Origin of the sequence: Methylococcus sp. EFPC2 (genome assembly GCF_016925495.1) — a bacterium.
GTDB lineage: Bacteria > Pseudomonadota > Gammaproteobacteria > Methylococcales > Methylococcaceae > EFPC2.
The window spans coordinates 432,536-453,801 of sequence record NZ_CP070491.1 but is presented as its reverse complement, the minus strand read 5'-3'; the positions used below and the strand labels follow the sequence as shown (position 1 = coordinate 453,801).

Annotated in this window: 26 protein-coding genes; 13 read left to right on the top strand and 13 right to left on the bottom strand. The window is 62.2% G+C overall.

Annotated elements, in window-relative coordinates; translation table 11 throughout:
- Window positions 1-3 precede the first annotated feature (3 nt).
- From JWZ97_RS02065 to JWZ97_RS02050, 4 genes are all read right to left on the bottom strand, one after another.
- A complete protein-coding gene (locus tag JWZ97_RS02065; RefSeq protein ID WP_205433132.1) occupies window positions 4-576 on the bottom strand; it encodes a cation transporter in 573 nt (190 codons plus the stop codon).
- A 125-nt stretch (window positions 577-701) separates the two neighbouring features.
- Window positions 702-1,079, bottom strand: a complete 378-nt coding sequence (locus JWZ97_RS19900) for a hypothetical protein (RefSeq protein WP_240342436.1) — start codon at window positions 1,077-1,079, stop codon at window positions 702-704.
- Window positions 1,080-1,125: 46 nt separating this feature from the next.
- Window positions 1,126-1,314 carry a heavy metal translocating P-type ATPase metal-binding domain-containing protein gene (locus JWZ97_RS02055; protein WP_205433131.1) on the bottom strand — a complete coding sequence of 63 codons (189 nt, stop codon included), beginning with the start codon at window positions 1,312-1,314 and terminating at the stop codon, window positions 1,126-1,128.
- A gap of 154 nt (window positions 1,315-1,468) precedes the next feature.
- Window positions 1,469-1,672: a hypothetical protein gene (locus JWZ97_RS02050; RefSeq protein ID WP_205433129.1), complete on the bottom strand. Its 204-nt coding sequence runs from the start codon at window positions 1,670-1,672 to the stop codon at window positions 1,469-1,471.
- Window positions 1,673-1,986: 314 nt separating this feature from the next.
- Here JWZ97_RS02050 and JWZ97_RS02045 point away from each other — a divergent pair, with 314 nt between their 5' ends.
- The 11 genes from JWZ97_RS02045 (at window position 1,987) to JWZ97_RS01995 (ending at window position 10,052) form a co-directional block, all read left to right on the top strand.
- On the top strand, window positions 1,987-3,162 hold the full coding sequence (locus JWZ97_RS02045; protein ID WP_240342435.1) for a sulfite exporter TauE/SafE family protein: 1,176 nt from the start codon (window positions 1,987-1,989) through the stop codon (window positions 3,160-3,162).
- Window positions 3,163-3,277: 115 nt separating this feature from the next.
- Entirely contained in the window at window positions 3,278-3,817 is a 540-nt protein-coding gene (locus JWZ97_RS02040; protein WP_205433127.1) for a flagellar basal body-associated FliL family protein, read from the top strand.
- A gap of 2 nt (window positions 3,818-3,819) precedes the next feature.
- Entirely contained in the window at window positions 3,820-4,857 is a 1,038-nt protein-coding gene (fliM, locus tag JWZ97_RS02035) for a flagellar motor switch protein FliM (protein ID WP_205433119.1), read from the top strand.
- On the top strand, window positions 4,854-5,303 hold the full coding sequence (gene fliN, locus JWZ97_RS02030) for a flagellar motor switch protein FliN (RefSeq protein WP_205433117.1): 450 nt from the start codon (window positions 4,854-4,856) through the stop codon (window positions 5,301-5,303). Before fliM ends, fliN begins: the two co-directional genes overlap by 4 nt.
- A gap of 2 nt (window positions 5,304-5,305) precedes the next feature.
- Window positions 5,306-5,725 (top strand): flagellar biosynthetic protein FliO, encoded by a 420-nt coding sequence (gene fliO, locus JWZ97_RS02025; protein ID WP_205433116.1) that lies wholly within the window; start codon window positions 5,306-5,308, stop codon window positions 5,723-5,725.
- Window positions 5,722-6,480 carry a flagellar type III secretion system pore protein FliP gene (gene fliP / locus JWZ97_RS02020; protein WP_305799097.1) on the top strand — a complete coding sequence of 253 codons (759 nt, stop codon included), beginning with the start codon at window positions 5,722-5,724 and terminating at the stop codon, window positions 6,478-6,480. Before fliO ends, fliP begins: the two co-directional genes overlap by 4 nt.
- Window positions 6,481-6,490: 10 nt before the next feature.
- On the top strand, window positions 6,491-6,760 hold the full coding sequence (gene fliQ, locus JWZ97_RS02015) for a flagellar biosynthesis protein FliQ (RefSeq protein ID WP_205433113.1): 270 nt from the start codon (window positions 6,491-6,493) through the stop codon (window positions 6,758-6,760).
- 4 nt (window positions 6,761-6,764) lie between these two features.
- Window positions 6,765-7,535 (top strand): flagellar biosynthetic protein FliR, encoded by a 771-nt coding sequence (gene fliR, locus JWZ97_RS02010; protein WP_205433112.1) that lies wholly within the window; start codon window positions 6,765-6,767, stop codon window positions 7,533-7,535.
- A gap of 8 nt (window positions 7,536-7,543) precedes the next feature.
- Complete coding sequence (gene flhB / locus JWZ97_RS02005) at window positions 7,544-8,680, top strand: flagellar biosynthesis protein FlhB (protein WP_205433111.1); 1,137 nt, start codon at window positions 7,544-7,546, stop codon at window positions 8,678-8,680.
- 41 nt (window positions 8,681-8,721) lie between these two features.
- Complete coding sequence (locus tag JWZ97_RS02000; protein ID WP_205433110.1) at window positions 8,722-9,780, top strand: low specificity L-threonine aldolase; 1,059 nt, start codon at window positions 8,722-8,724, stop codon at window positions 9,778-9,780.
- Window positions 9,781-9,809: 29 nt separating this feature from the next.
- Window positions 9,810-10,052 (top strand): (2Fe-2S)-binding protein, encoded by a 243-nt coding sequence (locus JWZ97_RS01995; RefSeq protein ID WP_205433109.1) that lies wholly within the window; start codon window positions 9,810-9,812, stop codon window positions 10,050-10,052.
- A 53-nt stretch (window positions 10,053-10,105) separates the two neighbouring features.
- On the opposite strand, the gene JWZ97_RS01990 is transcribed toward JWZ97_RS01995, so the two are convergent.
- The 9 genes from JWZ97_RS01990 to JWZ97_RS01950 form a co-directional block, all read right to left on the bottom strand.
- On the bottom strand, window positions 10,106-11,227 hold the full coding sequence (locus JWZ97_RS01990) for a methyltransferase (protein WP_205433108.1): 1,122 nt from the start codon (window positions 11,225-11,227) through the stop codon (window positions 10,106-10,108).
- A complete protein-coding gene (locus JWZ97_RS01985; RefSeq protein ID WP_205433107.1) occupies window positions 11,224-11,862 on the bottom strand; it encodes a TetR/AcrR family transcriptional regulator in 639 nt (212 codons plus the stop codon). The genes JWZ97_RS01990 and JWZ97_RS01985 overlap by 4 nt, the downstream gene beginning before the upstream one ends.
- A gap of 214 nt (window positions 11,863-12,076) precedes the next feature.
- Window positions 12,077-12,466, bottom strand: a complete 390-nt coding sequence (locus JWZ97_RS01980; protein ID WP_205433106.1) for a group II truncated hemoglobin — start codon at window positions 12,464-12,466, stop codon at window positions 12,077-12,079.
- Entirely contained in the window at window positions 12,463-13,323 is an 861-nt protein-coding gene (locus JWZ97_RS01975) for an NAD(P)-dependent oxidoreductase (RefSeq protein WP_205433105.1), read from the bottom strand. Before JWZ97_RS01975 ends, JWZ97_RS01980 begins: the two co-directional genes overlap by 4 nt.
- Before the next feature lie 31 nt (window positions 13,324-13,354).
- Window positions 13,355-13,840, bottom strand: coding sequence for a low molecular weight protein-tyrosine-phosphatase (locus JWZ97_RS01970; RefSeq protein WP_240342434.1), 486 nt, complete (start codon window positions 13,838-13,840; stop codon window positions 13,355-13,357).
- A gap of 650 nt (window positions 13,841-14,490) precedes the next feature.
- A protein-coding gene (locus JWZ97_RS01965; protein ID WP_205434511.1) for an IS5 family transposase occupies window positions 14,491-15,257 on the bottom strand; the annotation gives its coding sequence in 2 pieces (ribosomal slippage) (window positions 14,491-14,882 and window positions 14,882-15,257; 768 coding nt in all).
- Between the two features lie 61 nt (window positions 15,258-15,318).
- Window positions 15,319-16,809, bottom strand: coding sequence for a lysine--tRNA ligase (gene lysS, locus JWZ97_RS01960; RefSeq protein WP_205433104.1), 1,491 nt, complete (start codon window positions 16,807-16,809; stop codon window positions 15,319-15,321).
- A gap of 109 nt (window positions 16,810-16,918) precedes the next feature.
- Window positions 16,919-18,017 (bottom strand): peptide chain release factor 2 gene (prfB, locus tag JWZ97_RS01955; protein WP_205433102.1). Its coding sequence is split into 2 segments (ribosomal slippage): window positions 16,919-17,941 and window positions 17,943-18,017, totalling 1,098 coding nucleotides; the frame shifts between segments, so codons are not numbered across the junction.
- Window positions 17,940-18,161, bottom strand: coding sequence for a hypothetical protein (locus tag JWZ97_RS01950; RefSeq protein ID WP_205434733.1), 222 nt, complete (start codon window positions 18,159-18,161; stop codon window positions 17,940-17,942). The genes prfB and JWZ97_RS01950 overlap by 78 nt, the downstream gene beginning before the upstream one ends.
- On the opposite strand from JWZ97_RS01950, the gene JWZ97_RS01945 reads away from it, so the two are divergent.
- Window positions 18,154-18,606, top strand: a complete 453-nt coding sequence (locus tag JWZ97_RS01945; protein WP_205433099.1) for a hypothetical protein — start codon at window positions 18,154-18,156, stop codon at window positions 18,604-18,606. The two genes, JWZ97_RS01950 and JWZ97_RS01945, sit on opposite strands and share 8 nt — an antisense overlap.
- Before the next feature lie 46 nt (window positions 18,607-18,652).
- On the top strand, window positions 18,653-21,148 hold the full coding sequence (locus JWZ97_RS01940) for an ABC transporter permease (protein WP_205433098.1): 2,496 nt from the start codon (window positions 18,653-18,655) through the stop codon (window positions 21,146-21,148).
- Window positions 21,149-21,266: the final 118 nt, after the last annotated feature.

Here is a 21,266-nt window from a genome sequence, read left to right as displayed (position 1 = left end):
CGCTTAGGGTTTGGGTCGTTTCGAACGGACCAGCAGGAAGATCAGATACCAGGTGGCCAGCCATTCGTACCGGTATTGCCAGGGGCGGCGCAGCCAGTGCTGGGTGAGCATGTGCCAATGCACCTTGATCAAATACAGGACCAGGATGTCGGTGAAGAACTCGAGGGCGAATTTCTCGCCGCCGCCTGGCGGGACGATACGCCTTGCGACGATGCCCGCGGCCTTGCCGGTTTCCTTCGCTTCCTGGTATCGGGCCTGCAACCAGCCGTTAGCGGCCGGCGGCTTCGGTGGGACGATCAGCGCCGTGCCATCGTCGCCGGTTGCCGCGCTCTCTGCCTCATCGGCCAGGGTTTCCAGCGTCGAGACCAGTTCCTGGAATTCGCCGACGCCGTCGATGTAGCGCACCGCAAGCTTGCCCTGGCGGGCATACACATCGACCCGGTAGACGCCGTCCACGCGCGCCAATTCCTCGCGCAGCCGTTCCAAGACGGAAGCCGAACACAGCGCAGGCGGGATGGAAAAACGCAAATGGCCGCGGTCGCGGTAACGCAGAACGATTTGTTGCCGTATCGACATGGCTGGAAACTCGAAGGCGAGAGAGGGGAACGCTAGGGTAACGCGCCCCGAAATGCGGAACCAGCACCCCGTCACCGGGGCGGGTTGCGGGCCCTCCTCGTCGCGGCGGGCCCGCCCGAGCAGGGTTACTCTTCCTTGACCTCGCGGCTTTCCGCCACCAGGTCTTCCAGGTTTTCACGCTGCTGCAACACGAAGTCCTTGCCCAATTCGCCGGCTCTTTCGGCGCCGGCGATAATTTCCTTGCGGTACTTATGGACCAGATAACCGGCGGTCACGCCCGCCGCAAATACGACCAAAGGATGTTTGAGGATGGTACTCACGAAAGATCTCCCGATGTATGAACTGGCGGAGGCCAGTGCGCCGGAAGCGGCGGCGCTCTTGGCCACATGATGAATCACGGACGCGGCATGACCGGCGGCCGGGTGTTCGGTGGTTTTCCCCAGGCCAGCCTGGACCAGATGATTGCTGACGGCGGTCTTCGCCGCCCCGTGGACATGCGCCATTTAACGCTCGCGACTGGATTAAGAGGCCAGGATTATGCTTTAAGCCTCAAGAGGCGGGCAAATCCGACGCCGCCCCGCCTTCGGCGACGACTTCGGCCTCGTGCAGCATGCGGTAAATGCCCTGGCAGGCATCGCAGCAGAATCGCTTGGGGCCCTGCAGGGTCAGCAGGGAAAAATCGGGCACTTGCACGGGCAGGCCGCACAGGTCGCAGGCGTATTGCGGGATTTCACTCATTCGTAAAAAAGCTGGGAAAAGTGGGAGCGTGAAGCGGATTCCCGACGCGTATGGCCGTGGGATACCCCGGCGGGGGCAGATTACGGCTGACGGGAACGGGAGCGATTATACAGCCCCCGCAGCGGTGTTCGATGGCGGATCGGCGGGGTCGATGCTAAGGCTTGCGGCCGGCTCCGGTGACCACCCGGTTCGAGGCTTTCATCAGCGCCATGCGCAAGGCGCCGGCGACACTGGGTGCCAGCCCCATGGACGTCGCGAGGGCGGGCACAAGTATGAGGGAGGCGAAGGCCAGGCTGGTGCCCAGCAAAAGCGAACTCGACTGGCTGGCTTGCTCGACGGCGGCGATCTGTTTGTTCATATCAGGTCTCGGGGGCACTTTTGCGGCGTTTCGATCACAACCCTGGGATGGGGCTTCCTGCCAGGAAACGCATTATTTAACAAACAAACTCCATGCCTATTATGTAAGCAATTGATATAGAAAGAGGAGCGATTCCACAAATAAGCTTCTTTTGTATTTTCTAAGGCTTTTCACGGAATCGACTGCGTGATTTCACACACTCGATCCGATGCGCTGGGATTTTCCGTGGAAACCGCCGCGGCTTGCGTCCTCGACCCGCAATTTGATGAGATGATGGTTTTCTAGAGAGCCTGACACCCGGAGTCCGCCATTTCGTGAATAGTCCAATTTCGACCGCGCGTACCTTGCCCGCATCCAGCCGCTCCCGCATCCTGTTCAATCGCGCCCTCGGTTCTGTCATCGGTCTGGCCGGCATAGCGCTCATCCTTTATCTGGACGCCCGTCTGCGCGCCAACACGGACCTGCCCGATCTGGGCCGCGACCTGAGCTACGGATTGCTGTTCACCGTCGGCCTGCTCACCGGCTTCCATTGCGTAGGCATGTGCGGCGCCCTGGTGCTGGGGTATGCGACACGCTGCACCGCCACCGGCAAGCTGCGCTTCAGCGGCCATCTTTATTACGGCCTGGGCAAGACCTTGTCCTACACGGCAATCGGCGCCCTGTTCGGCCTACTGGGCGGCGTGATTGCCTTCACGCCGGAAATCCGGGGCGCGATAGGCATAACCGCAGGCGTTTTCCTGATCTTGTTCGGCTTGAGCCTGATGAATATCTGGCCGGGTTTGCGCAATTTCCACATCAAGACGCCGCCCGCGCTCTTGCGCTTCATCGGTGCGCAGGCGCGCAAATACGGCCACCCCTTCGTGATCGGCCTGCTGAACGGCCTGATGGTCATTTGCGGGCCGCTGCAGGCCATGTATGTGATGGCCGCCGGCAGCGGCAGTGCGCGCGACGGCGCCCTCATGATGCTGGTTTTCGGCCTGGGCACCCTGCCCGTAATGATGGGTTTCGGCGCATTGACCAGCCTGGCGTCCGCCCAGCTCGCCCCTAAGATCATCCGGGCCTCCGCGCTGATCGTGGTGGTGCTCGGCACGATCATGCTCAACCGCGGCCTGGTCCTGAGCGGCAGCGGCTATGATTTCACCACCGGACTGGCCTGGGTGAACGCCCATCTGCGTGATCGGGTAGGCCTCGATTTCGCTGCCCTGGCCCCCGGCTACCAGATCGTCGAAACGGAATTTTCCGCCGCGGGACAAAACGTAGGCCAGGTGGTTCTCCGCAAGGGCGTGCCGGTCAAGTGGAAGATCAACAACCTGGATCACCAATCGTGCATCGACGGCATCGTGGCGCCCAGGCTGGGGCTCAATATCCCGCTGAAAAAAGGGGAACAGGTGATCGAATTCACCCCTCAGCAGGAGGGCATCGTGACGTGGTCATGCAATATGGGCATGACCACCGGCAGCTTCGTCGTGGTCGACGAACCGGCGCACTGAACCGGCGGAAATTTGACGGATCGGGCACTAGCCGACGCAAGAACTTGATCTACATGGATTTAATCTCAGGCCTTATTTTTGCTAATCACATTTAGAAACGCTTAGAGGATCAGTCATGGCCGAGAAAGAAAAACTCGACTTGGGCGACGAGAAAACCAAGAAATCATCCAAAGGCATCATACTCGCCGTGGTCGGCACCATCGTGCTCACCCTGGCCGTGGTGGCCGGCACCCTTTATTTCCTCGGCATATTCCCGCCCAAGGAACACGGTTCGAGCGAGCGCGCCCAGGCGGGCGCCGAAGGCTCGCATGAAGAAGCGGCCAAGGCCTCCCATCCGCTCGTCTATCTGCCGCTCACCCCGCCTTTCACCGCCAATTTCAAGGGCGATCCGGAAGTCCGCCTGATTCAGGTCGAGATCACCGTCGCCGCTACCGATAAGGCCGTACTCGACACCGTGACCAAGCACTCGCCAATGATCCGCAACAACCTGCTCTTGCTGTTGAGCTCCCAGGATCCGGCCGTGCTGAAAACGGCGGAGGGCAAGGAGACTTTCCGCGGGCAGATCAAGGAGTCGATCAAAAAAGTGGTCGTTGAACAGTCGGATAAGACGACCGGCGTGGACGAGGTTTTCTTCACCGGCTTCGTCATGCAATAACGATGTCCATACACGATTTATTAAGCCAGGACGAAATCGACGCGCTGCTGCATGGCGTCGACGACGGCAAGGTCGACACCACGCCGGAGGAGGTCAGCTCCGACGGCGTGAAACTCTACGACTTCGCCAGCCAGGACCGTATCGTCCGCGGACGGATGCCCACCCTGGACATGGTCAACGACCGTTTCATCCGCCATTTCCGCGTCAGCCTGTTCAACCTGCTGCGGCGCGCGGCCGAGATTTCGGTGTCCGGCGTGCAGACCAAGAAGTTTTCCGAATACGCCCACAACCTGTTCGTCCCCACCAATCTCAACCTGATCCGCATCAACCCCCTGCGCGGACGTGCCTTGCTGGTGATGGAGCCGACCCTGGTCTTCACCGCGGTGGACAACTATTTCGGCGGCAGCGGACACTTTTTCAACAAGATCGAAGGGCGCGAATTCTCGCCCTCCGAGATGCGCGTCATCCGCATCATGCTCGACCTCATCTTCAAGGATCTCAAGGAAGCCTGGTCGCCGGTGCTTTCGCTGGAATTCGAATATCTCAACTCGGAGGTCAATCCCCAGTTCGCCAACATCGTCAGTCCGACCGATGTCGTGGTGATCTCGACCATCCACATCGAACTGGAAGGCGGCGGCGGCGATCTCCACATCACCATCCCCTATTCGATGCTGGAGCCCATCCGCGAATTGCTGGACGCCGGCATCCAGAGCGACCGGGGCAGCGCCGACGACCGCTTCAAGCAGTCCTTGCACACCGAAGTCATGGATGCGGAAATGGAGTTGAACTGCACGCTCGCGGAGAAATCCGTCAGCCTGCACGAGATACTCCAGTGGCAACCCGGCGACGTCATCCCCTTGGAACCGCCGGACAGTCTGACCGTCGGCATCGAGGACGTCGCGGTCTTTCGCGCCCAACTCGGTACGTCCCGAGGCAAATACGCCTTGAAGATCGGGGAGAAGATCAGGCGGCCTCCCCTGGAAGAAACTAGGCTGGGCATTCCAGCTCCCGCGCTAGACCACGAGGATACCAATACATGAGCGACATCGACGCTGACGACATACTGGCCGGGCTGGGCGCCGGCGGCGAGGAAATCGCCGACGACTGGGCGGCAGCCTTCCAGGAACAGCAGGCCGCCAACGGCAAGAAGACCGAAAGCCCGCCGGCGCCGGATACTCACGCCCACCCGGGATACACGGACGGCCACGCCGAAAGCAGGTTCAAGGACATCAACCTGGACGTCATCCTCGACGTGCCGGTGACCATCTCCATCGAGGTCGGCCGCAAGCGACTCAACATCCGCAATCTGCTGCAGCTGACGCAGGGCTCCTTGATCGAACTGGACCGCCTGCAGGGCGAGCCCATGGACGTGCTGGTGAACGGCACCCTGGTCGCCCACGGCGAGGTCGTGGTGGTCAACGACAAATTCGGCGTACGCCTGACGGACGTCCTGAGTCCTTCGGAGCGGGTGAGAAAACTGAAGTGAACATGACGGCGACCCAGACGCTGCTCGGTGCCGCGGCACTGCTGGCGGCCGGCCCTTCCCTGGCCCAGGAGACGGTCAAGAGCGGGGGCGGGCTGCCGATCGATCTGCTGGAATGGTTCGCGGGTCTGGCCACGGTGCTGATCGCCATCCTGGCCCTGGCGTATGCCCTGCGCAAGCTGGGCCGGTTTTCCCGGATAGACCAGGGCAGCTTCCGGGTCCTGGCGGCCGTTTCCGTCGGAACCCGCGAACGCGTGGTCCTGGTGCAGGTCGGCGAAAAACAGTTGGTTCTCGGCGTCGCCCCCGGGCGCGTGCAAAACCTGTGCGTGTTGAGCGGCGAAGAAACCCTCAAGCCGGCCGAGCAAAGCGACGCGCCCGGTTTCGCCGAACGCTTGGCATCCTTGCAGATGGGCAGGCCCAAATGAACCGCCGTACGTTCTGGACTATGGCGGCACTGCTCGGCCTGGCCCTGGCGCCCTGGCTGGCACATGCCGCACCGGCCGGCATCGAGGCTTTCGCGATCGCGCCGGACGGCAAGGGCGGCCAGAAATACACGGTCACCATCCAGATTCTGGCCCTGATGACGGCGCTGACCTTCCTGCCCGCCGTCCTGCTGAGCATGACCTCCTTCACCCGCATCATGATCGTGCTGGCCATCCTGCGCCAGGCCCTGGGCACCGCGCAGACGCCGAACAATCAGGTGTTGATGGGGCTTTCGCTGTTTCTGACCCTGTTCACCATGGGACCGGTGCTGGACAAGGTCAACGAACAGGCCCTGCAACCCTACCTCAAGGAACAGGTGGCCGACTCGGTCGCCCTGGAGCGGGCGCTCGACCCCTTCCGCCAGTTCATGCTGAAACAAACCCGGGAAACCGACCTGGAGCTGTTCGTGCGCATCTCCGGCAAGCCGGCCATCGAATCGCCCGAACAAACCCCCTTCAGCCTGCTGGCCCCGGCCTTCCTGATCAGCGAGCTGAAAACCGCGTTCCAGATGGGTTTCCTGCTGTTCCTGCCCTTCCTCATCATCGACCTGGTGGTCGCCACCATCCTCATGTCCATGGGCATGATGATGCTGTCGCCCATGGTGATCTCGCTGCCCTTCAAGCTGATGCTGTTCGTGCTGGTGGACGGCTGGGCGATGGTGGTGGAAACCCTGGCGGCGAGCTTCTTCGTGGAATAGGGAGGAAACGATGAACGCCGACTCCATCGTCGAACTGGGCCGACAAGCCATCATCATCTCCGTGCAGCTGACCGGCCCCATCCTGCTCGCGACGCTGGCGGTAGGCCTGCTGATCGCGATGTTCCAGGCCGCCACCCAGATCAACGAAATGACCCTGACCTTCGTGCCCAAGCTGATCATCATGGCAGTGATCATGCTGTTGGCCGGCCCCTGGATGCTGGAAGTCCTGGTCGACTATACCCGTGAGCTCATCCGCAACATCCCCAACCTGATCGGCTAGCGCCATGCGTTTTTCCGAAGCGGAACTGCTCGAACTGGTCGCCCGCTTCGTCTGGCCCCTGGCGCGCATCGGCGGCCTTTTAGTCGCCATGCCCATCCTGACCGGCAACGCCGTACCGCCCCGCGTCCTCGGCCTGCTGGCGCTGGGCGTCACCGTGGCGCTGATGCCTGCCCTCCCGCCCATGCCTGCGGTTCCGCTGTTCAGTCTCGGCGGATTTCTCATTACCCTGGAGCAGGTGTTGATCGGCGCCTTGTTCGGGCTGATCCTGCATTTCGTATTCGCCGCCATCGTATTCGGCGGCCAGAACGTGGCTTACAACATGGGTCTGGGTTTCGCCTCGCTGATCGACCCACAGACCGGTGTGCAGGTGCCGGTCATCGCTCAGTTTTACCTGATCCTGGCCACCCTGTTTTTCCTGGGCGTGGATGGACACTTGCTGGTGATACAACTGGTGGCCGACAGTTTCCGCGCCATCCCGGTGGATTTGGGCGGCCTGAGCCGGGATCGCCTGTGGGGCGTCATCGTCTGGAGCGGCCGGCTGTTCGCCGCCGGCGTGCTGATGTCGCTCCCGCTGGTCGCCGCCCTGCTCCTGGTCAATCTGGGCTTTGGCGTGGCCAGCCGGTCCGCGCCGCAACTCAACATATTCTCGGTGGGCTTTCCGGTCAGCCTGCTGCTGGGCCTGCTCATGGTTTCCATCAGCCTGCCCGACGTCATGGCTCTGTTCGGCGACTTCCTGGACGAAGGCTACCGGATCATGTCGCAGATGATGAACTAGGGAAGACCATGGCCGAAGACAGCGACCAGGAACGAACAGAAGAACCGAGCGCGAAACGGCTCAGCGAAGCGCGCGAGAAGGGCCAGATTCCCCGTTCGCGCGAACTCAACACCCTGGCCATGCTGTTGAGCGGCTCGGTGGCGATGTTCATGTTCGGCAGCTATATCGTGCAGACCCTGTGGAAGTTGATGGAAGGCGACTTTCGCCTGAGCCGGCACGACCTGCTCAATCCCTCCGCCATCGGCGAGCACCTGCTGCGGGATTTCTGGGCCACGGGCAAACTGCTGGGGCCTTTCCTCGCCCTGACCGTGCTGGTCGCCCTGGCGGCCCCGCTGTCGCTGGGTGGCTGGAACTTCAGCAGCGAAGCCTTCGAACCCAAGCTGGAAAAGCTGGATCCGCTCAAGGGACTGGCGCGCATGGTATCTCCGCAAGCCCTGATCGAACTGGTCAAGGCCTTGCTCAAGTTTCTCCTGATCGGAGGCGTGACCGCCCTGCTCTTCCGGCATTATTTTTACGATTTTCTCCACCTCAGCCGGCAAGGCCTGGAGCCGGCCACGGCGCGCGCGGTCGAACTGATCATGTGGTGCCTGCTCTTTTTGTGCGGCTCGCTGGCCTTGATCGCGGCCATCGACGCGCCGTTTCAATGGTGGAACTGGAAGCGGCAATTGCGCATGACCAAACAGGAAATCCGCGACGAGGCGCGCGACCTGGAAGGCAAACCGGAAGTGAAAAGCCGCATCCGCAGCCTGCAGATGGAATACGCCCGCCGCCGCATGATGGAAGAAGTGCCCAAGGCCGATGTGGTGGTCACCAACCCCACCCATTACGCCGTCGCGCTTAAATACGACCAGGGCCGCATGGGCGCCCCGCGGGTGGTTGCCAAGGGTGCCGACCTGATCGCCGCGCAAATCCGCAATCTCGCCGTCGGCGCCGGCGTACCCTTGCTGGCCGCCCCGCCGCTGGCGCGCGCCCTGTATTTTTCCACCGACGTGGAAAAAGAAATCCCCGCCGGGCTCTATCTCGCGGTCGCCCAGGTCCTGGCCTACGTCTACCAGCTCAAGGCCGCCCGGCAATACGGTGGCGACATTCCGGTGCCGCCGGAGGATCTGGAAGTACCGGACGAATTCTTGCGGGAAACCCGCTGATTCCACTGCATTTTTTCGATGAACGACTGAAAGCCGACGCCATGCATCATCCACCCCAATTCGCCAGTGACAACTGGTCCGGTCTGTGCCCCGAGGCGCTGGAATATCTGGTCCAGGCCAATGCCGGCAGCGCTCCGGCTTACGGATACGACGAATGGACGGCCCGCGCCGCCGACGCGGTTCGCGAGCTGTTCGAGCACGATGCCGACGTGTACTTCGCCTTCAATGGCACGGCGGCGAACAGCATGGCCCTGGCGCATTTGTGCCAGCCCTATCAGGCCATCGTCTGCCATGCCTGGTCGCATATCGAAACCGATGAATGCGGCGCGCCGGGATTCTTCTCGCACGGCGCCAGACTGCTGCTCGGGCAGGGGGACGACGGCAAGCTGAGCCTGTCGTCCGCCCGGTCGCTGGCCAGCGCCCAAGCCGATCTTCGCTTTCCCCGCCCGGTCGTCCTCAGCCTGACGCAATCCACCGAGGTCGGCACCGTCTATACCCCCGGGGAACTCTCCGCCCTGTCCGGACTGGCCAAAGAGCACGGCATGAACGTGCACGTCGACGGTGCCCGCTTGATGAACGCCGTGGCGGCACTCGGCGTGAGCCCCGCCGAGCTGAGCTGGAAAGCCGGGGTGGACGTCTTGAGCCTGGGCGCTTCCAAGACCGGCGGCGGCATCGGCGATACGGTGGTGTTCTTCGACCGCGACCTGGCGCGCGGCTTCGACTTCCGCTGCAAGCAAAGCGGGCAACTGGCCGCCAAGATGCGTTTGATGACCGCGCCCCTGCTGGGTCTGATCGAGACCGGCGCCTGGCTGCGAAATGCCCACCATGCCAACGAATGTGCGGCATATTTTGAAGAACGATTGGCCACAACCGGCATCAAACCGGCGTTCCCGCGTCAGGCCAATGCCGTGTTCATCCGCCTTGCGGAATCCGAGGGCGAAAGTTTGCGCCGACGCGGCTGGCCCTTTTACGTCAGCGCTTGTCACGGCGCGGCGCGTTTCATGTGCGGCTGGGACGCGACGCGGGAACGGATAGACGCCTTGGTGGAAGACATCGGGCATTCGATCGATCCGGACGCCCGGCAACGACCGGCTCCGTAAGCTAGCGCCCATAGAACCCGATCACCGAGATGAATCACACCGATCCAGACAGGAAAAAAGACATCATTTGCCGCTGCAGCGGGACGACCACGGCGCAGATCATGCGGCTCATCGATACGGGAATCGACGACCTGGAAAGCATCTCCCGAGCGACCGGAGCCTGTTCGGGGTGTGGGGCTTGCGATACCGACGTTCTGGCGTTTATCGCCGACTATCTGCGCGCTACCACAGGATCTCCCGATGAACGTCCCCATAGTCACGCCGAGCGCTAGAGACGCCCTCATGCCCGGCCCTTGCAGGCGAGCCTGAGAACGAGGTCGTCGGGCTAGCGTGGAACCGCTTGCAGCACGAGCATCTGCCCGAGCGACGCCAGGCGCACGATCTCCCGCAGGCGCAAGCCGCTGCGCTCGAAGAGGCTGTTCCACTCGGCCAGGGTGCGCTCCCGGCCCTCGCTGTTCACGAACATCTGCATGTCGAGCGAGCTAGCCGCGAGATCGGCACGGCAGTCGGCCAAGACCATTTCCATCACCACCACCCAGGCCCCCTTCGGAGCGGCGGCCTGCGATACGTTGCGCAGGATGTTGATGCAGGCGTCATCTCCATAGCCGTGCAGCAGTGCGCTGAGCAAATAGACATCTTTGTCGCTCGCGGCCGCGGGCACCGATCTCAGCGCGTCGCCAACCTCGAACCTCAAACGGGCGGTCAAGCGGGTGGGCTCGCGTGCGGCCCAGTATTCAGCCGCGCCTCGTATCGCCTGGGCACGGTCCACGACCAGCGCCTCCAGGTGGGGGTGTCGGCGCAGTATCGCCACGGACTTGGCGCCCCGCGATCCACCGACGTCGATCATCCGCGTAAACGGGCGCCAGTCGAATTCGGTCGTGAAACTATCGCCTATCAAGGCTTCCACGCTGTCCATCGCCTGGCCGAAGAGCGCGTCGAAGTCGGGGTGGGCATCCATCCAGGCGTAGAGTTCCTGGCCGTGGGTCAGCCGAAACGGTACCTCTCCGGTGCGGATCCCCTGCTCCAGTTGCTCGTACCACGGACGACTGGTTGCGTCCGAGTTGTGCATCAGAATCATGGGACGAACACATTGGAGATGCCCGGTCCGCAGGCAACTGGAAAGCTTGTTGTTGCGGTAGAGGCCTGCAGACATTTCGCGGAATACGCCGACACTCGCGAGCATGCGCAGCAGCCTATGCAAGGCGTCAGGGTCGGCCCCGGTCCTGCCGGCGATCTCCGCGACCGAAAGCCGGTCATCCCCGAGGATGCCGGCGATGTCCAGCCGGGCGGCGACGTACAGGGCTCGCGACTGCCAGAATGCCGAGCCGATTTGCATGAGTCGAAACGGTGCGGGCGTCAGGCGATTCGGAAGCGTGGACAGCCAGGCCGCAATTTTGAACGCTGCGCCGAAGGCGTACACGGCGAGGGAATGTCGTTGCAGGCTCATGGTTCGGCTCCGCTCGCGGGGTGCAGCATGGCAGACAGCCCTGCCGCCATCAGCCGGCCATTGAAGCTCGCCAGTTGGTCGAGGAATTCCGCGTCCATAGCGCGTTCCATTTGCTCCTCGAAAATGCTCTTCAGCAACATGGGCGTCATGGCCAGGCTGACGAAGGCCATCCGCACGACGTCGGGGTCGAGATCCGGGGCGGCCTGCCCGGCATTCTTCAAGTCTTCCAGCCTTTCCGCTCCGCGGGCTCTGCCTCGCGCCAGCAGTTGCCGAACGAACCGGCGGCCGGGCCCCCGATTCAAGGCGAGTATCTTGAGGATGAGTTTCGGGAATTCGGGGGTCCGCTGCATGGTTTGGTAATACAGGCGCAGGTACTCGGCAAACCCCTCCACGGACGACAGCAGGCGACCGTCCAGCACTTCGAGCAGAGGATGCAGCGTTTCGCGGATCATTTCCTCGTAAAGCCCCTCCTTGCTGCCGAAGTAGTAATGAATCATCGACACGTTGGCGCCGGCCTGCTCGGCGATCCGGCGTGTGCTGACGTTGTGGTAGTCGTCAGCCAGAAAACTGATCTTGGCGGCCTCGAGCAAGCGAGAGCGGACGGTATCGGAGTGCGGAGTTGTGGCGGCGTTCATAGAGACTCTGCTCGGGTAATCTCGTCGCAGCATAGCCAGGCGGACGAAACGGAGCGAGCAAATCCGTCAATCAATTCGGGCCTTGTGTTTGACCCGGCGTGCGGGGATACGCCGTCATCTAAGGCGTGGCGCAACGGTCGGCGCACACCTTGTTCGGCGCCTCAGCCGAGCGCTAAGGGGGAGACCGTCGGTCGCGGGTTCTCCTGGGTAGGCTTCAAGCTTCCCGGTTGATCATGTGGGTGGCGAGGTTGGCGAGGGCTTCGTGTAGGCCGGCGCGCAGTTCCTCGTCCATGGGGGTTTCGGCGAGGGCCTTGCTCATGCAGAACATCCACTGGTCGCGCTCGTCCTGGCCGATAGCGAAGGGGAAATGGCGCATGCGCAAACGGGGATGGCCGAACTCCGCCTGGTAAAGATCGGGGCCACCCAGCCAGCCTGACAGGTATTTGAACAACTTGGTCTTGGCGCCGCGCAGGTCGGCCGCGTGCATCTTGCGTATACCGCGGGCCTCGGGCAAATCGTTCATGTAGCCGTAAAAGCGTTCGACCAGGTCGTACACGGCTTCTTCGCCGCCGATGAGTTTATAGGGCGTCACGGGCTCGCTCATGGTGCGGGTCTCTTCAATCGATAAAGGGCGGAGATGTCTTCGTCGCCGTGATTGCGATCCATGAGTTCGGCGTAGTCGTTTAGCGTCTGTACACTCAGCGGCAACGGTATTCCTAAGGATGCGGCCATCTCCAGGCAGATTTTCAAGTCCTTGTGATGCAGGGCGAGTTTGAAGCCGGGGGCGAAAGTACCGCGCGTCATGGTCGGGCCGCGCTTGTCGAGGAACCAGTTGCCGGCGGCACCGCCGCCGACCACCTGGATCACCTTGTCCATGTCCAGGCCTTGCGCGGCGCCGAAGGCCAGGGCCTCGGTGACCGCCTGGTTGATGCCAGCACACATGATCTGGTTGACCGCCTTGGTGGCCTGGCCCGCGCCGACCTCGCCCATCAACACGATGCGCGCGGCCATGGCTTCCAGCACCGGACGCACGCGCTCCAGCGCCTCGGCATCGCCGCCGGCCATCATGGCCAAGTTGCCGTTTTTGGCGCCTTCCACGCCACCGGAGACCGGCACATCGAGAAAATCGGCGCCCCGGCCGCGTACGCGTTCGGCCGCCTCGCGTGCGGTGTCGGCGGCGACGGTGGAATGATCGACCACCACTTTGCCCGAATTCAAACCGGGCAACAGCGCGTTGACCACGGCCAGGACGTCGGCATCGGCCGAGACGCAGAGGCAGATCACGTCGACCTGCCCGGCCAGTTCGGCGGGCGTAGCCGTCGCGGCCACGCCGAGTTCGCCGGCCAGGTCCTGTGCCACACTCACCGTGCGGTTCCACACCGCCGCCAGCCTACCGGCCCTGGCCAAATTACGCGCCATCGGAGCACCCATGGCGCCCAATCCTGCAAACCCGACTCTCATCACCACCCTCTCCCCAGTCTCCGAAAACACACTAAACCAGGTTCGCCTTCAGCTCGTTTAGCAAGCCGCGCGCGGCTTGCTCGACCAGGTCCAGTACCCGCTCGAAACCCTGCGGTCCGCCGTAATAAGGGTCGGGCACCTCGCGCACCTTCTGCTTGGGCGCATGATCCAGGAACAGCTTGAGCTTGTGGTGCTGAGTGGGGGGACAGACGAAACGCAGGGCGTCCAGGTTCTCGCGGTCCATCACCAGTATGTGATCGAACTCCTGGAAGTCCGCATGCACCACCCGCCGTGCGCGCTGACCGGACAAATCGATGCCGCGACCGCGCGCCGCCTGCTGGGCGCGCTTATCCGGCGGCTCGCCGACGTGATAGGCATGGGTACCGGCCGAATCGATCGCTATCCGATGATCCAGACCCTCGTCCTCGACCAGCTTGCGGAACACGCCTTCCGCCGTAGGCGAACGGCAGATGTTGCCCATGCAGACGAAAAGGACGCTGATTTTTTCTTGGCTCATAACCTCAACCTTTTTGTGCCGCTGACGCGACGGTCTCAATTTGAATCGGGGTCTCGCCCCCGAAGGCGAGTTACTTTTCTTTGCTTGCCCAAAGAAAAGTAACCAAAAGAAACGGCACCCGGCAGCCGCGAAAGATCTTGCGCTTCTCGCTTGCCGGGCGGGAGGCGATCAAAGGGGCCTCCTGCCCCTTGACCGCCGCGACTCGTCCCTGAGTCGCCCCTTCGGGTCATTCCCGCCCGGCAAACTGCGATGCTCAGCGCGGCTGAACGGGATCGGAAAGTCAAATACGAAGAGCACACAAGTCATCGCCGGGGGCCTCATGTCTTTCGTTTTCGGATCCCGTTTGCCGCGCCGAGCAGCGGAGCTTTCGCCGGGATCAGCCCGAAGGGGAGCCGCAGGGATGCGGCTCGGAGATCGAGGGGCAAGGAGCCCATTCGATCACCCCCCGGCGAAAGCGAGCAGCGCAGGGGCTCTCGCGGCAATCGGGTGGCCTTTTCTTTGAATACTTTCTTTTGGCCACGCAAAAGAAAATATTCCGCCCTCGGGTGCGGGCACCCGATCCGAATAAGCCGTCGCGTCAGCGACACCTTGCAAAAGCCCCTCACCCACCCCTCTCCCAAAGAGAGAGGGCAAAAAACTAGATAGTGTCGTCATAAGATAGCGGCCCAAATAGCAATGCAGCGAATCTGCACCGCCGCCAAGAATGAAGCGGTATTTTTGGCATAACGGGTTGCAATACCACGCCAGCGCTTCAGGTGTAGAAAGGCGTTTTCCACCAAATGCCGAAGGCGGTAAAGGTCTTGGTCATACGCGCGAAGTTCGGTGCGATTTTTCTTCGGCGGAATGACAACCGCCATATGGGCAGCTTGTGCTTGGGCGACGATGGCGTCCGTGTCGTAGCCTTTGTCCGCCAGCAGATGCTGGGCATCCAAACCCGCGACCAAGGTTGAAGCCTGCGTACAATCTGCCACGGTACCTGCTGTAACAATGACTCTGAGCGGCATACCATGCGCATCCACGGCCAGATGTATCTTGCTGTTGAGCCCCCTTTTGTGACCCCCATATCCTGGCTGCCCCCTTTGGCGCCCGCCGCATGCGGGTGGACTTTAATGTGGCTGGCATCAATCATCAGCCATTCATAGTCAGGTTCGATCACCAACTGTTCCAACAAGGATTCCCATATGCCTTTATCGCGCCAACGGCAAAAACGGCGATGGGTGTTTTTCCAATCGCCGTAGTCGGGCGGCAAGTCTCGCCACGGCGCGCCAGTGCGCAAAATCCAAAAAACCGCATTGATAAATCGGCGGTTATCGTGCGCTTTACCACCCCAAGCACCTTCTCGCCCCGGCAACCGCGGCTCCAATAATTGCCAGACTCGATCCGATATATCGTGTCGCCGATGCCCTGAATCCGCCATCTTTCCTTTCAAAGAAAATTTGAGATAGAACTATTCTCTCATAATCTTGTGACGACGCTATCTAAACCTCCCGCCGCATATGCGGAAACAAAATCACGTCGCGGATCGAGGGCGAATCGGTGAGGAACATGACCAGGCGGTCTATGCCTATGCCCTCGCCCGCCGTCGGCGGCAGGCCGTATTCCAGCGCGCGGATGTAGTCCGCGTCGTAGTGCATGGCTTCCTCGTCGCCCGCGTCCTTGTCCTCCACCTGCTTGCGGAAGCGTTCGGCTTGGTCTTCAGGATCGTTCAACTCGGAAAATCCGTTGGCCAGTTCGCGCCCGCCGACGAAGAACTCGAAACGGTCGGTGACGAAAGGGTTTTCGTCGTTGCGGCGCGCCAGGGGCGAGACCTCGGCCGGATATTCGGTGATGAAGGTCGGTTCGTCCAGCCGATGTTCGACGGTCTTTTCGAAGATTTCCGTCTGTATCTTGCCCAGTCCATCGCCGGGGCTGACCAATATGCTCAAGCGTTCGGCGACCCTGCCCGCCGCCTCGCGCGTCGCCAGGTCCTCGGCGGTCAAATCCGGGTTGTAGTGCAGAATGGATTCGAGCAGGGTCAGACGCCTGAACGGCTGGCCCAGGTCGTAATTCTTGTCCTGATGATGCACCACCGAACTGCCCAACACGTCGTTGGCGAGACCGCGCAGCAATTCCTCGGTCAGGTCCATCAACTCGCGGTAATCGGCATAAGCCTGGTAGAACTCCAGCATGGTGAACTCGGGATTATGCCGGGTCGACAGGCCTTCGTTGCGGAAGCTGCGGTTGATCTCGAACACCCGCTCGAAACCACCCACCACCAGGCGCTTGAGATAGAGCTCGGGCGCGATGCGCAGGTACAAGTCCATGTCCAGCGCGTTGTGATGGGTGACGAAAGGCTTGGCGCGCGCGCCGCCGGGAATGACCTGCATCATCGGCGTCTCGACCTCGACGAATTCGCGCGCCGTGAGGAACTGGCGCACGTAGGCCACGATGCGGCTGCGCAATTTGAAGACCTGACGCGCCTCCTCGGTCACGATCAAGTCCACGTAGCGCTGGCGGTAGCGGGTTTCCTGATCGCTCAGACCGTGGAACTTCTCGGGCAAAGGCCTGAGCGACTTGGTCAGCAGGCGCAGGGACGAGGCCTTGATCGACAGCTCACCGGTCTTGGTCTTGAACACCACGCCTTCCACGCCGACGACGTCGCCGATGTCCCAGGTCTTGAAGGCCTCGTATACGCCTTCCGGCAGGCCGTCGCGCTGCAGGAAGATCTGGATGCGCCCGGACATGTCCTGGATGTGGGTGAAACTGGCCTTGCCCATCAGACGCTTGGCCATCAATCGGCCGGCCAACTTCACCGCCACCGCCTGCTCCGCCAAGGCCTCGGCATCCTGATCCTCATAGCGGGACAACAGATCGGCCGCCAGGCTGTCGCGGCGAAAATCGTTGGGGAAGGCCACGCCTTCCGCGCGCAGGGCCGCCAGCTTCTCGCGCCGCAGCGCGATCAATTTGTTTTCGTCTAATTGTTCCGACATTTCGGTAACTCGAATACTTTGTTGGTAAGGCGGATGCCCGCGAGGGCGATCCGCCATCGGCATGGATTGGAGGCGGATCGCCCTGGCGGGCATCCGCCCTACACTCGAATCACAATCCGCTCTTCAAACTGGCCTCGATAAACATGTCCAGATCGCCGTCCAGCACCGGTTGCGGATTGCGGGTTTCCACCTCGGTGCGGAGATCCTTGATGCGTGAGTCGTCCAGCACGTAGGAGCGTATCTGGCTGCCCCAGCCGATGTCCGACTTGGTCTCTTCCAGGGCTTGTTGCTGCGCCGAGCGCTTCAACATCTCCAACTCGTACAGCTTGGACTTGAGCTGCTTCATCGCGGTGTCGCGGTTCTTGTGCTGCGAGCGGTCGCTCTGGCACTGCACCACGGTATTGGTGGGCAAGTGGGTGATGCGCACCGCCGACTCGGTCCGGTTGACGTGCTGACCACCGGCGCCGCTAGCGCGGTAAACGTCCACCCGCAAATCGGCGGGGTTGATCTCGATGTTCACGTTGTCGTCCACCTCGGGCGACACGAACACGGAAGAAAAAGACGTATGGCGCCGGTTGCCCGAATCGAAGGGCGATTTGCGCACCAAGCGGTGCACGCCGGTCTCGGTACGCAGCCAGCCGAAAGCATATTCGCCGTCGAATTTGATGGTGGCGCTCTTGATGCCCGCCACTTCGCCGGGCGAGGCTTCCATCAGCTCCACCTTGAAGCCCTTGCGCTCGCCCCAGCGCAGATACATGCGCAACAGCATTTCCGCCCAGTCCTGCGCCTCGGTGCCGCCGGAACCGGCTTGGATGTCGACGAAAGCATTGTTCGGGTCCATCTCGCCGGAAAACATGCGGCGAAACTCCAGGGCGGCCACGTCGCGCTCATAGCTTTCCAGATCTCGGGCAACCTGGTCGACCGTGGCCTCGTCTTCTTCCGCCACCGCCATTTCCAGCAGTTCCTCGGCGTCGGCCACCCCGCGATCCAGATCGAGCAGCGTGTTGACCACCTGCTCCAACTGGCCGCGCTCCTTGCCCAAGGCCTGCGCCTGTTCGGGCTTATCCCAGATCTTCGGGTCTTCCAGTTCCCGCAAGACTTCGGTCAAACGCTCCTGTTTGGTTTCGAAGTCAAAGATACCCCCTGAGCCCTTCCTGGCGGGCTCTCAAATCCTTGATCAGGTTGTAAAGCGGGTTGAGTTCGCGCATAGCCGTTTGTTTTTGCTTGAAAAAAGATCGCGCATGGTACACCAGTTGCTTCTCGGTGAACAATCGCCCTCGCCCTGCGAATCGAGAAACAGATTGGGTATACTGGCGACAGCCCAATTCGCAAGGACCGTCCAGCATGAGCATCACCGCACTCCACCTCTACGAGCAACTCACCGAAGCCTCCGACGAAAAAGCGCGCGCCAAAATCATCGCGGAGGCCTTCGGCCAATTGGAAGAGCACTACCCGCAACTCAAGGAGGTGGCGACGCAAGGTCAGGTTCGCGAAAGCGAGCTGCGGCTGCAAAAAGAAGTTGAAGGCGTCAGGCTGGAAATCAAGCAAGCCGAAGGCAGGCTGCAAAAGGAAATCGAGGGCGTCAGGCTGGAAATCAAGGAAGTCGAAGGCAAGCTGCAAAAAGAAATCGAAGGCGTCCGCCTCGAAATCAAGGGTGTCGAGATCAAGCTGCAACAAACAGAGATTCGTTTGCTGGGAGCAATACACCGGCAAACCTTCTGGGTAATCGGTTCAGTCGGCACCATCATCGGTTTCATACGCTTGCTGGACTGGCTGCTAGTCCACATTCCGCGATAATCCCCCACCCAGTTACCCCCCGGCCGCCGGATCGGCCCTCATACGCATGACACACTCCCCTACTCTCGCCCTCGCCTGGAAACTGCTGCGCCGCGATTGGCGCAGCGGCGAATTGTCCCTACTTCTGACCGCGCTGATCATCGCCGTGGCCGGCGTGACGGCGGTCAGCCTGCTCGGTCACCGCATGAACCGCACCATGACCGCGCAGGCCGCGGAGTTCATGGCCGCCGACCTGCTGGTGCGGGCCCGCGAGCTGCCACCGGCGGACTGGTTCGCCCGCGCGGAAAGCCTGAGGCTGCGCCATGCAAGGCTGGTGGAGTTCCCCAGTGTGCTGGTGGAAGGCGATGAGATCCTGTTGTGCGGCATCAAGGCGGCCGGCCCCGGTTATCCCCTGCGTGGTGCATTGAAGACCCGCGACTCGGTGGACTCGGAAGAATCCCTCGTCACCGAGGGACCGCCGCCCGGCGAAGCCTGGGTGGAACAACGGGTGCTGGCGACCCTGCATCTAGCGATCGGCGGCACACTGACGGTGGGCGAAAAGCGGCTGACCGTCACGCGTATACTGACGCACGAACCCGACCGGCGCGGCGAGCTTTTCAGCCTGTCGCCCCGCGTCATGATCAATCTGGCCGATTTGGACGCCACCGGCGTCATCCGCCCCGGCAGCAATGTGCAGCACTACGCCTTGTTCGCGGGTGACGAAGCCGCGGTGCGCGAATTCAACCAGTGGATCAGGCCCACGCTGCATCCGGGCCAACGACTGACCGACGTGCACGAGGACCGCCCCGAAATCGGCAATGCCCTGACCCGCGCCGAGCGCTATCTGGGCTTGAGCAGCGTGGTCATCGTGCTGATCGCCGGCGTGGCCATCGCCATGAGCGCGCGGCGCTACGGAGAGCGGCATTTCGACCAGACCGCCCTGCTCAAATGCCTGGGCGCCACAGAAAACCAGGTGCTGATACTTTATCTCGCGCAGTTCTTGCTGATCGGCCTGCTCGGCGGGCTGCTGGGCTGTCTGGCCGGATGGGGCGCCCAGGAAGGTCTGGCCACGCTGTTGCGCCGTATGCTGCCCAATGCCCTGGCCGCCCCGGCCTGGTATGCGGCGCTGTTCGGGCCATTAGCCGGCCTGCTGGTATTGCTGGGCTTTGCCCTGCCGCCGGTGTTGCGCCTGAAACGGCTTTCGCCCTTGCGCGTCCTGCGGCGCGATCTCGATCCCCTGCCTTCCAGCGCGCTCAGCGTCTACGGCCTGGCCCTGCTGACCCTGGCTCTGCTGGTGTGGCGTTTCACCGGCGACGGCCGCCTCACGGCATTATCCCTGGGAGGAGGCGCGGCGGCCCTGGCCCTGGTGGGCGCCCTGGCCTGGGTCAGCCTGAAATCGCTCGCTCCGCTCATTCCCAAACTGGCGCTGTCCTGGCGCTTCGGCTGGCAGAACCTGACCCGCCGGCCCAAACTTGGCGTCAGCCAGATCGTCGCGTTCAGCCTCACGCTCACCGCCATGCAGCTCAGCGTCCTGGCGCGCAGCGAACTGATGCAGGAGTGGCGTTCACAATTGCCGGTCAACGCACCCAATCATTTCGCGCTCAACCTGTTCGAGACCGATTTGCCGGCTTTCAAGTCGTTTCTCGCCCAGGAGGGCATCGAAGCCAGCCGCATCTATCCCATCGTGCGCGGACGGCTGACCGCCATCAACGGCGCGGACGCCCATGGCGTCGCCCGCCGCGACACGCCGGGCGAAGGCGCCATCAACCGCGACCTCAGCCTGACCTGGGCCACCGAATTGCCACCCGACAACCGCATCACCGCGGGAAACTGGCCCGGCGCCAGCGCCGAACCCACCGTATCGGTGGAAGCCAAGCTGGCGGAAAGCCTGAACATCCGCCTAGGCGACCGGCTGACCTTCAACCTGGCCGGCCAGATCCTCGAAGCGCAGGTGGACAGCCTGCGCTCGGTGCGCTGGGACACCATGAATCCGAACTTCTACATGATCTTTCCACCCGGTGTGCTGGACGGCTATCCCGCCACCTATCTGACCAGCTTCCATCTGCCGGCTGAGCGCAAAGCCTGGCTGACCCAGCTCGTCAAAACCTTTCCCGCGATCACCTTGCTGGAGGTCGACGTCCTGCTGAGCCGTTTCCAGTCCATCATCCTACAGGTCAGCCTGGCCATCCAGAGCGTGCTGGTTCTCGCGCTGCTCGCCGGCTTCACCGTGCTGTTTGCAGCGGTGCGCGCCAGCCTGGACGACCGCTTGCGCGAAGACGCCCTGCTGCGCGCCATGGGCGCCGCCCGCAAACTGCTGAACCGCAGCGTCTGGACGGAATTCATGACGCTGGGATTCCTGTCGGGATTTCTGGCTACCGCCATGACCGAGTTGCTCGCCTGGATCCTGTTCAGCCGGATATTCGATCTGGTCTGGCGCCCTCATCCGCTGCTGTGGCTGGCTACCCCCGTACTGAGTGCCGTGGTGGTCGGCGTGTGCGGCTATCTGAATTCCCGCGCCGTGGTACGCACCAGCCCGGCGGCGATGCTGCGGGACGCGGCGTGATGAGCAGCTCACCCCAACCACCAACGACTGACGCGCAAGATCGGACTGTAAAGCCGGCTTTACACATATCCGATCCGCTTCACCCGTGCAGGGACCAAATTAGCTGGCTCATGCCGCT

Bases quoted from the DNA above. Each gene is read 5' to 3' on its own strand.
- JWZ97_RS02065 (WP_205433132.1), bottom strand. From the start codon at position 576: ATGTCGATACGGCAACAAATCGTTCTGCGTTACCGCGACCGCGGCCAT.
- JWZ97_RS19900 (WP_240342436.1), bottom strand. From the start codon at position 1,079: ATGGCGCATGTCCACGGGGCGGCGAAGACCGCCGTCAGCAATCATCTG.
- JWZ97_RS02055 (WP_205433131.1), bottom strand. From the start codon at position 1,314: ATGAGTGAAATCCCGCAATACGCCTGCGACCTGTGCGGCCTGCCCGTG.
- JWZ97_RS02050 (WP_205433129.1), bottom strand. From the start codon at position 1,672: ATGAACAAACAGATCGCCGCCGTCGAGCAAGCCAGCCAGTCGAGTTCG.
- JWZ97_RS02040 (WP_205433127.1), top strand. From the start codon at position 3,278: ATGGCCGAGAAAGAAAAACTCGACTTGGGCGACGAGAAAACCAAGAAA.
- fliM (WP_205433119.1), top strand. From the start codon at position 3,820: ATGTCCATACACGATTTATTAAGCCAGGACGAAATCGACGCGCTGCTG.
- fliN (WP_205433117.1), top strand. From the start codon at position 4,854: ATGAGCGACATCGACGCTGACGACATACTGGCCGGGCTGGGCGCCGGC.
- fliO (WP_205433116.1), top strand. From the start codon at position 5,306: ATGACGGCGACCCAGACGCTGCTCGGTGCCGCGGCACTGCTGGCGGCC.
- fliP (WP_305799097.1), top strand. From the start codon at position 5,722: ATGAACCGCCGTACGTTCTGGACTATGGCGGCACTGCTCGGCCTGGCC.
- fliQ (WP_205433113.1), top strand. From the start codon at position 6,491: ATGAACGCCGACTCCATCGTCGAACTGGGCCGACAAGCCATCATCATC.
- fliR (WP_205433112.1), top strand. From the start codon at position 6,765: ATGCGTTTTTCCGAAGCGGAACTGCTCGAACTGGTCGCCCGCTTCGTC.
- flhB (WP_205433111.1), top strand. From the start codon at position 7,544: ATGGCCGAAGACAGCGACCAGGAACGAACAGAAGAACCGAGCGCGAAA.
- JWZ97_RS02000 (WP_205433110.1), top strand. From the start codon at position 8,722: ATGCATCATCCACCCCAATTCGCCAGTGACAACTGGTCCGGTCTGTGC.
- JWZ97_RS01995 (WP_205433109.1), top strand. From the start codon at position 9,810: ATGAATCACACCGATCCAGACAGGAAAAAAGACATCATTTGCCGCTGC.
- JWZ97_RS01990 (WP_205433108.1), bottom strand. From the start codon at position 11,227: ATGAGCCTGCAACGACATTCCCTCGCCGTGTACGCCTTCGGCGCAGCG.
- JWZ97_RS01985 (WP_205433107.1), bottom strand. From the start codon at position 11,862: ATGAACGCCGCCACAACTCCGCACTCCGATACCGTCCGCTCTCGCTTG.
- JWZ97_RS01980 (WP_205433106.1), bottom strand. From the start codon at position 12,466: ATGAGCGAGCCCGTGACGCCCTATAAACTCATCGGCGGCGAAGAAGCC.
- JWZ97_RS01975 (WP_205433105.1), bottom strand. From the start codon at position 13,323: ATGAGAGTCGGGTTTGCAGGATTGGGCGCCATGGGTGCTCCGATGGCG.
- JWZ97_RS01970 (WP_240342434.1), bottom strand. From the start codon at position 13,840: ATGAGCCAAGAAAAAATCAGCGTCCTTTTCGTCTGCATGGGCAACATC.
- lysS (WP_205433104.1), bottom strand. From the start codon at position 16,809: ATGTCGGAACAATTAGACGAAAACAAATTGATCGCGCTGCGGCGCGAG.
- JWZ97_RS01945 (WP_205433099.1), top strand. From the start codon at position 18,154: ATGAGCATCACCGCACTCCACCTCTACGAGCAACTCACCGAAGCCTCC.
- JWZ97_RS01950 (WP_205434733.1), bottom strand. From the start codon at position 18,161: ATGCTCATGCTGGACGGTCCTTGCGAATTGGGCTGTCGCCAGTATACC.
- JWZ97_RS01940 (WP_205433098.1), top strand. From the start codon at position 18,653: ATGACACACTCCCCTACTCTCGCCCTCGCCTGGAAACTGCTGCGCCGC.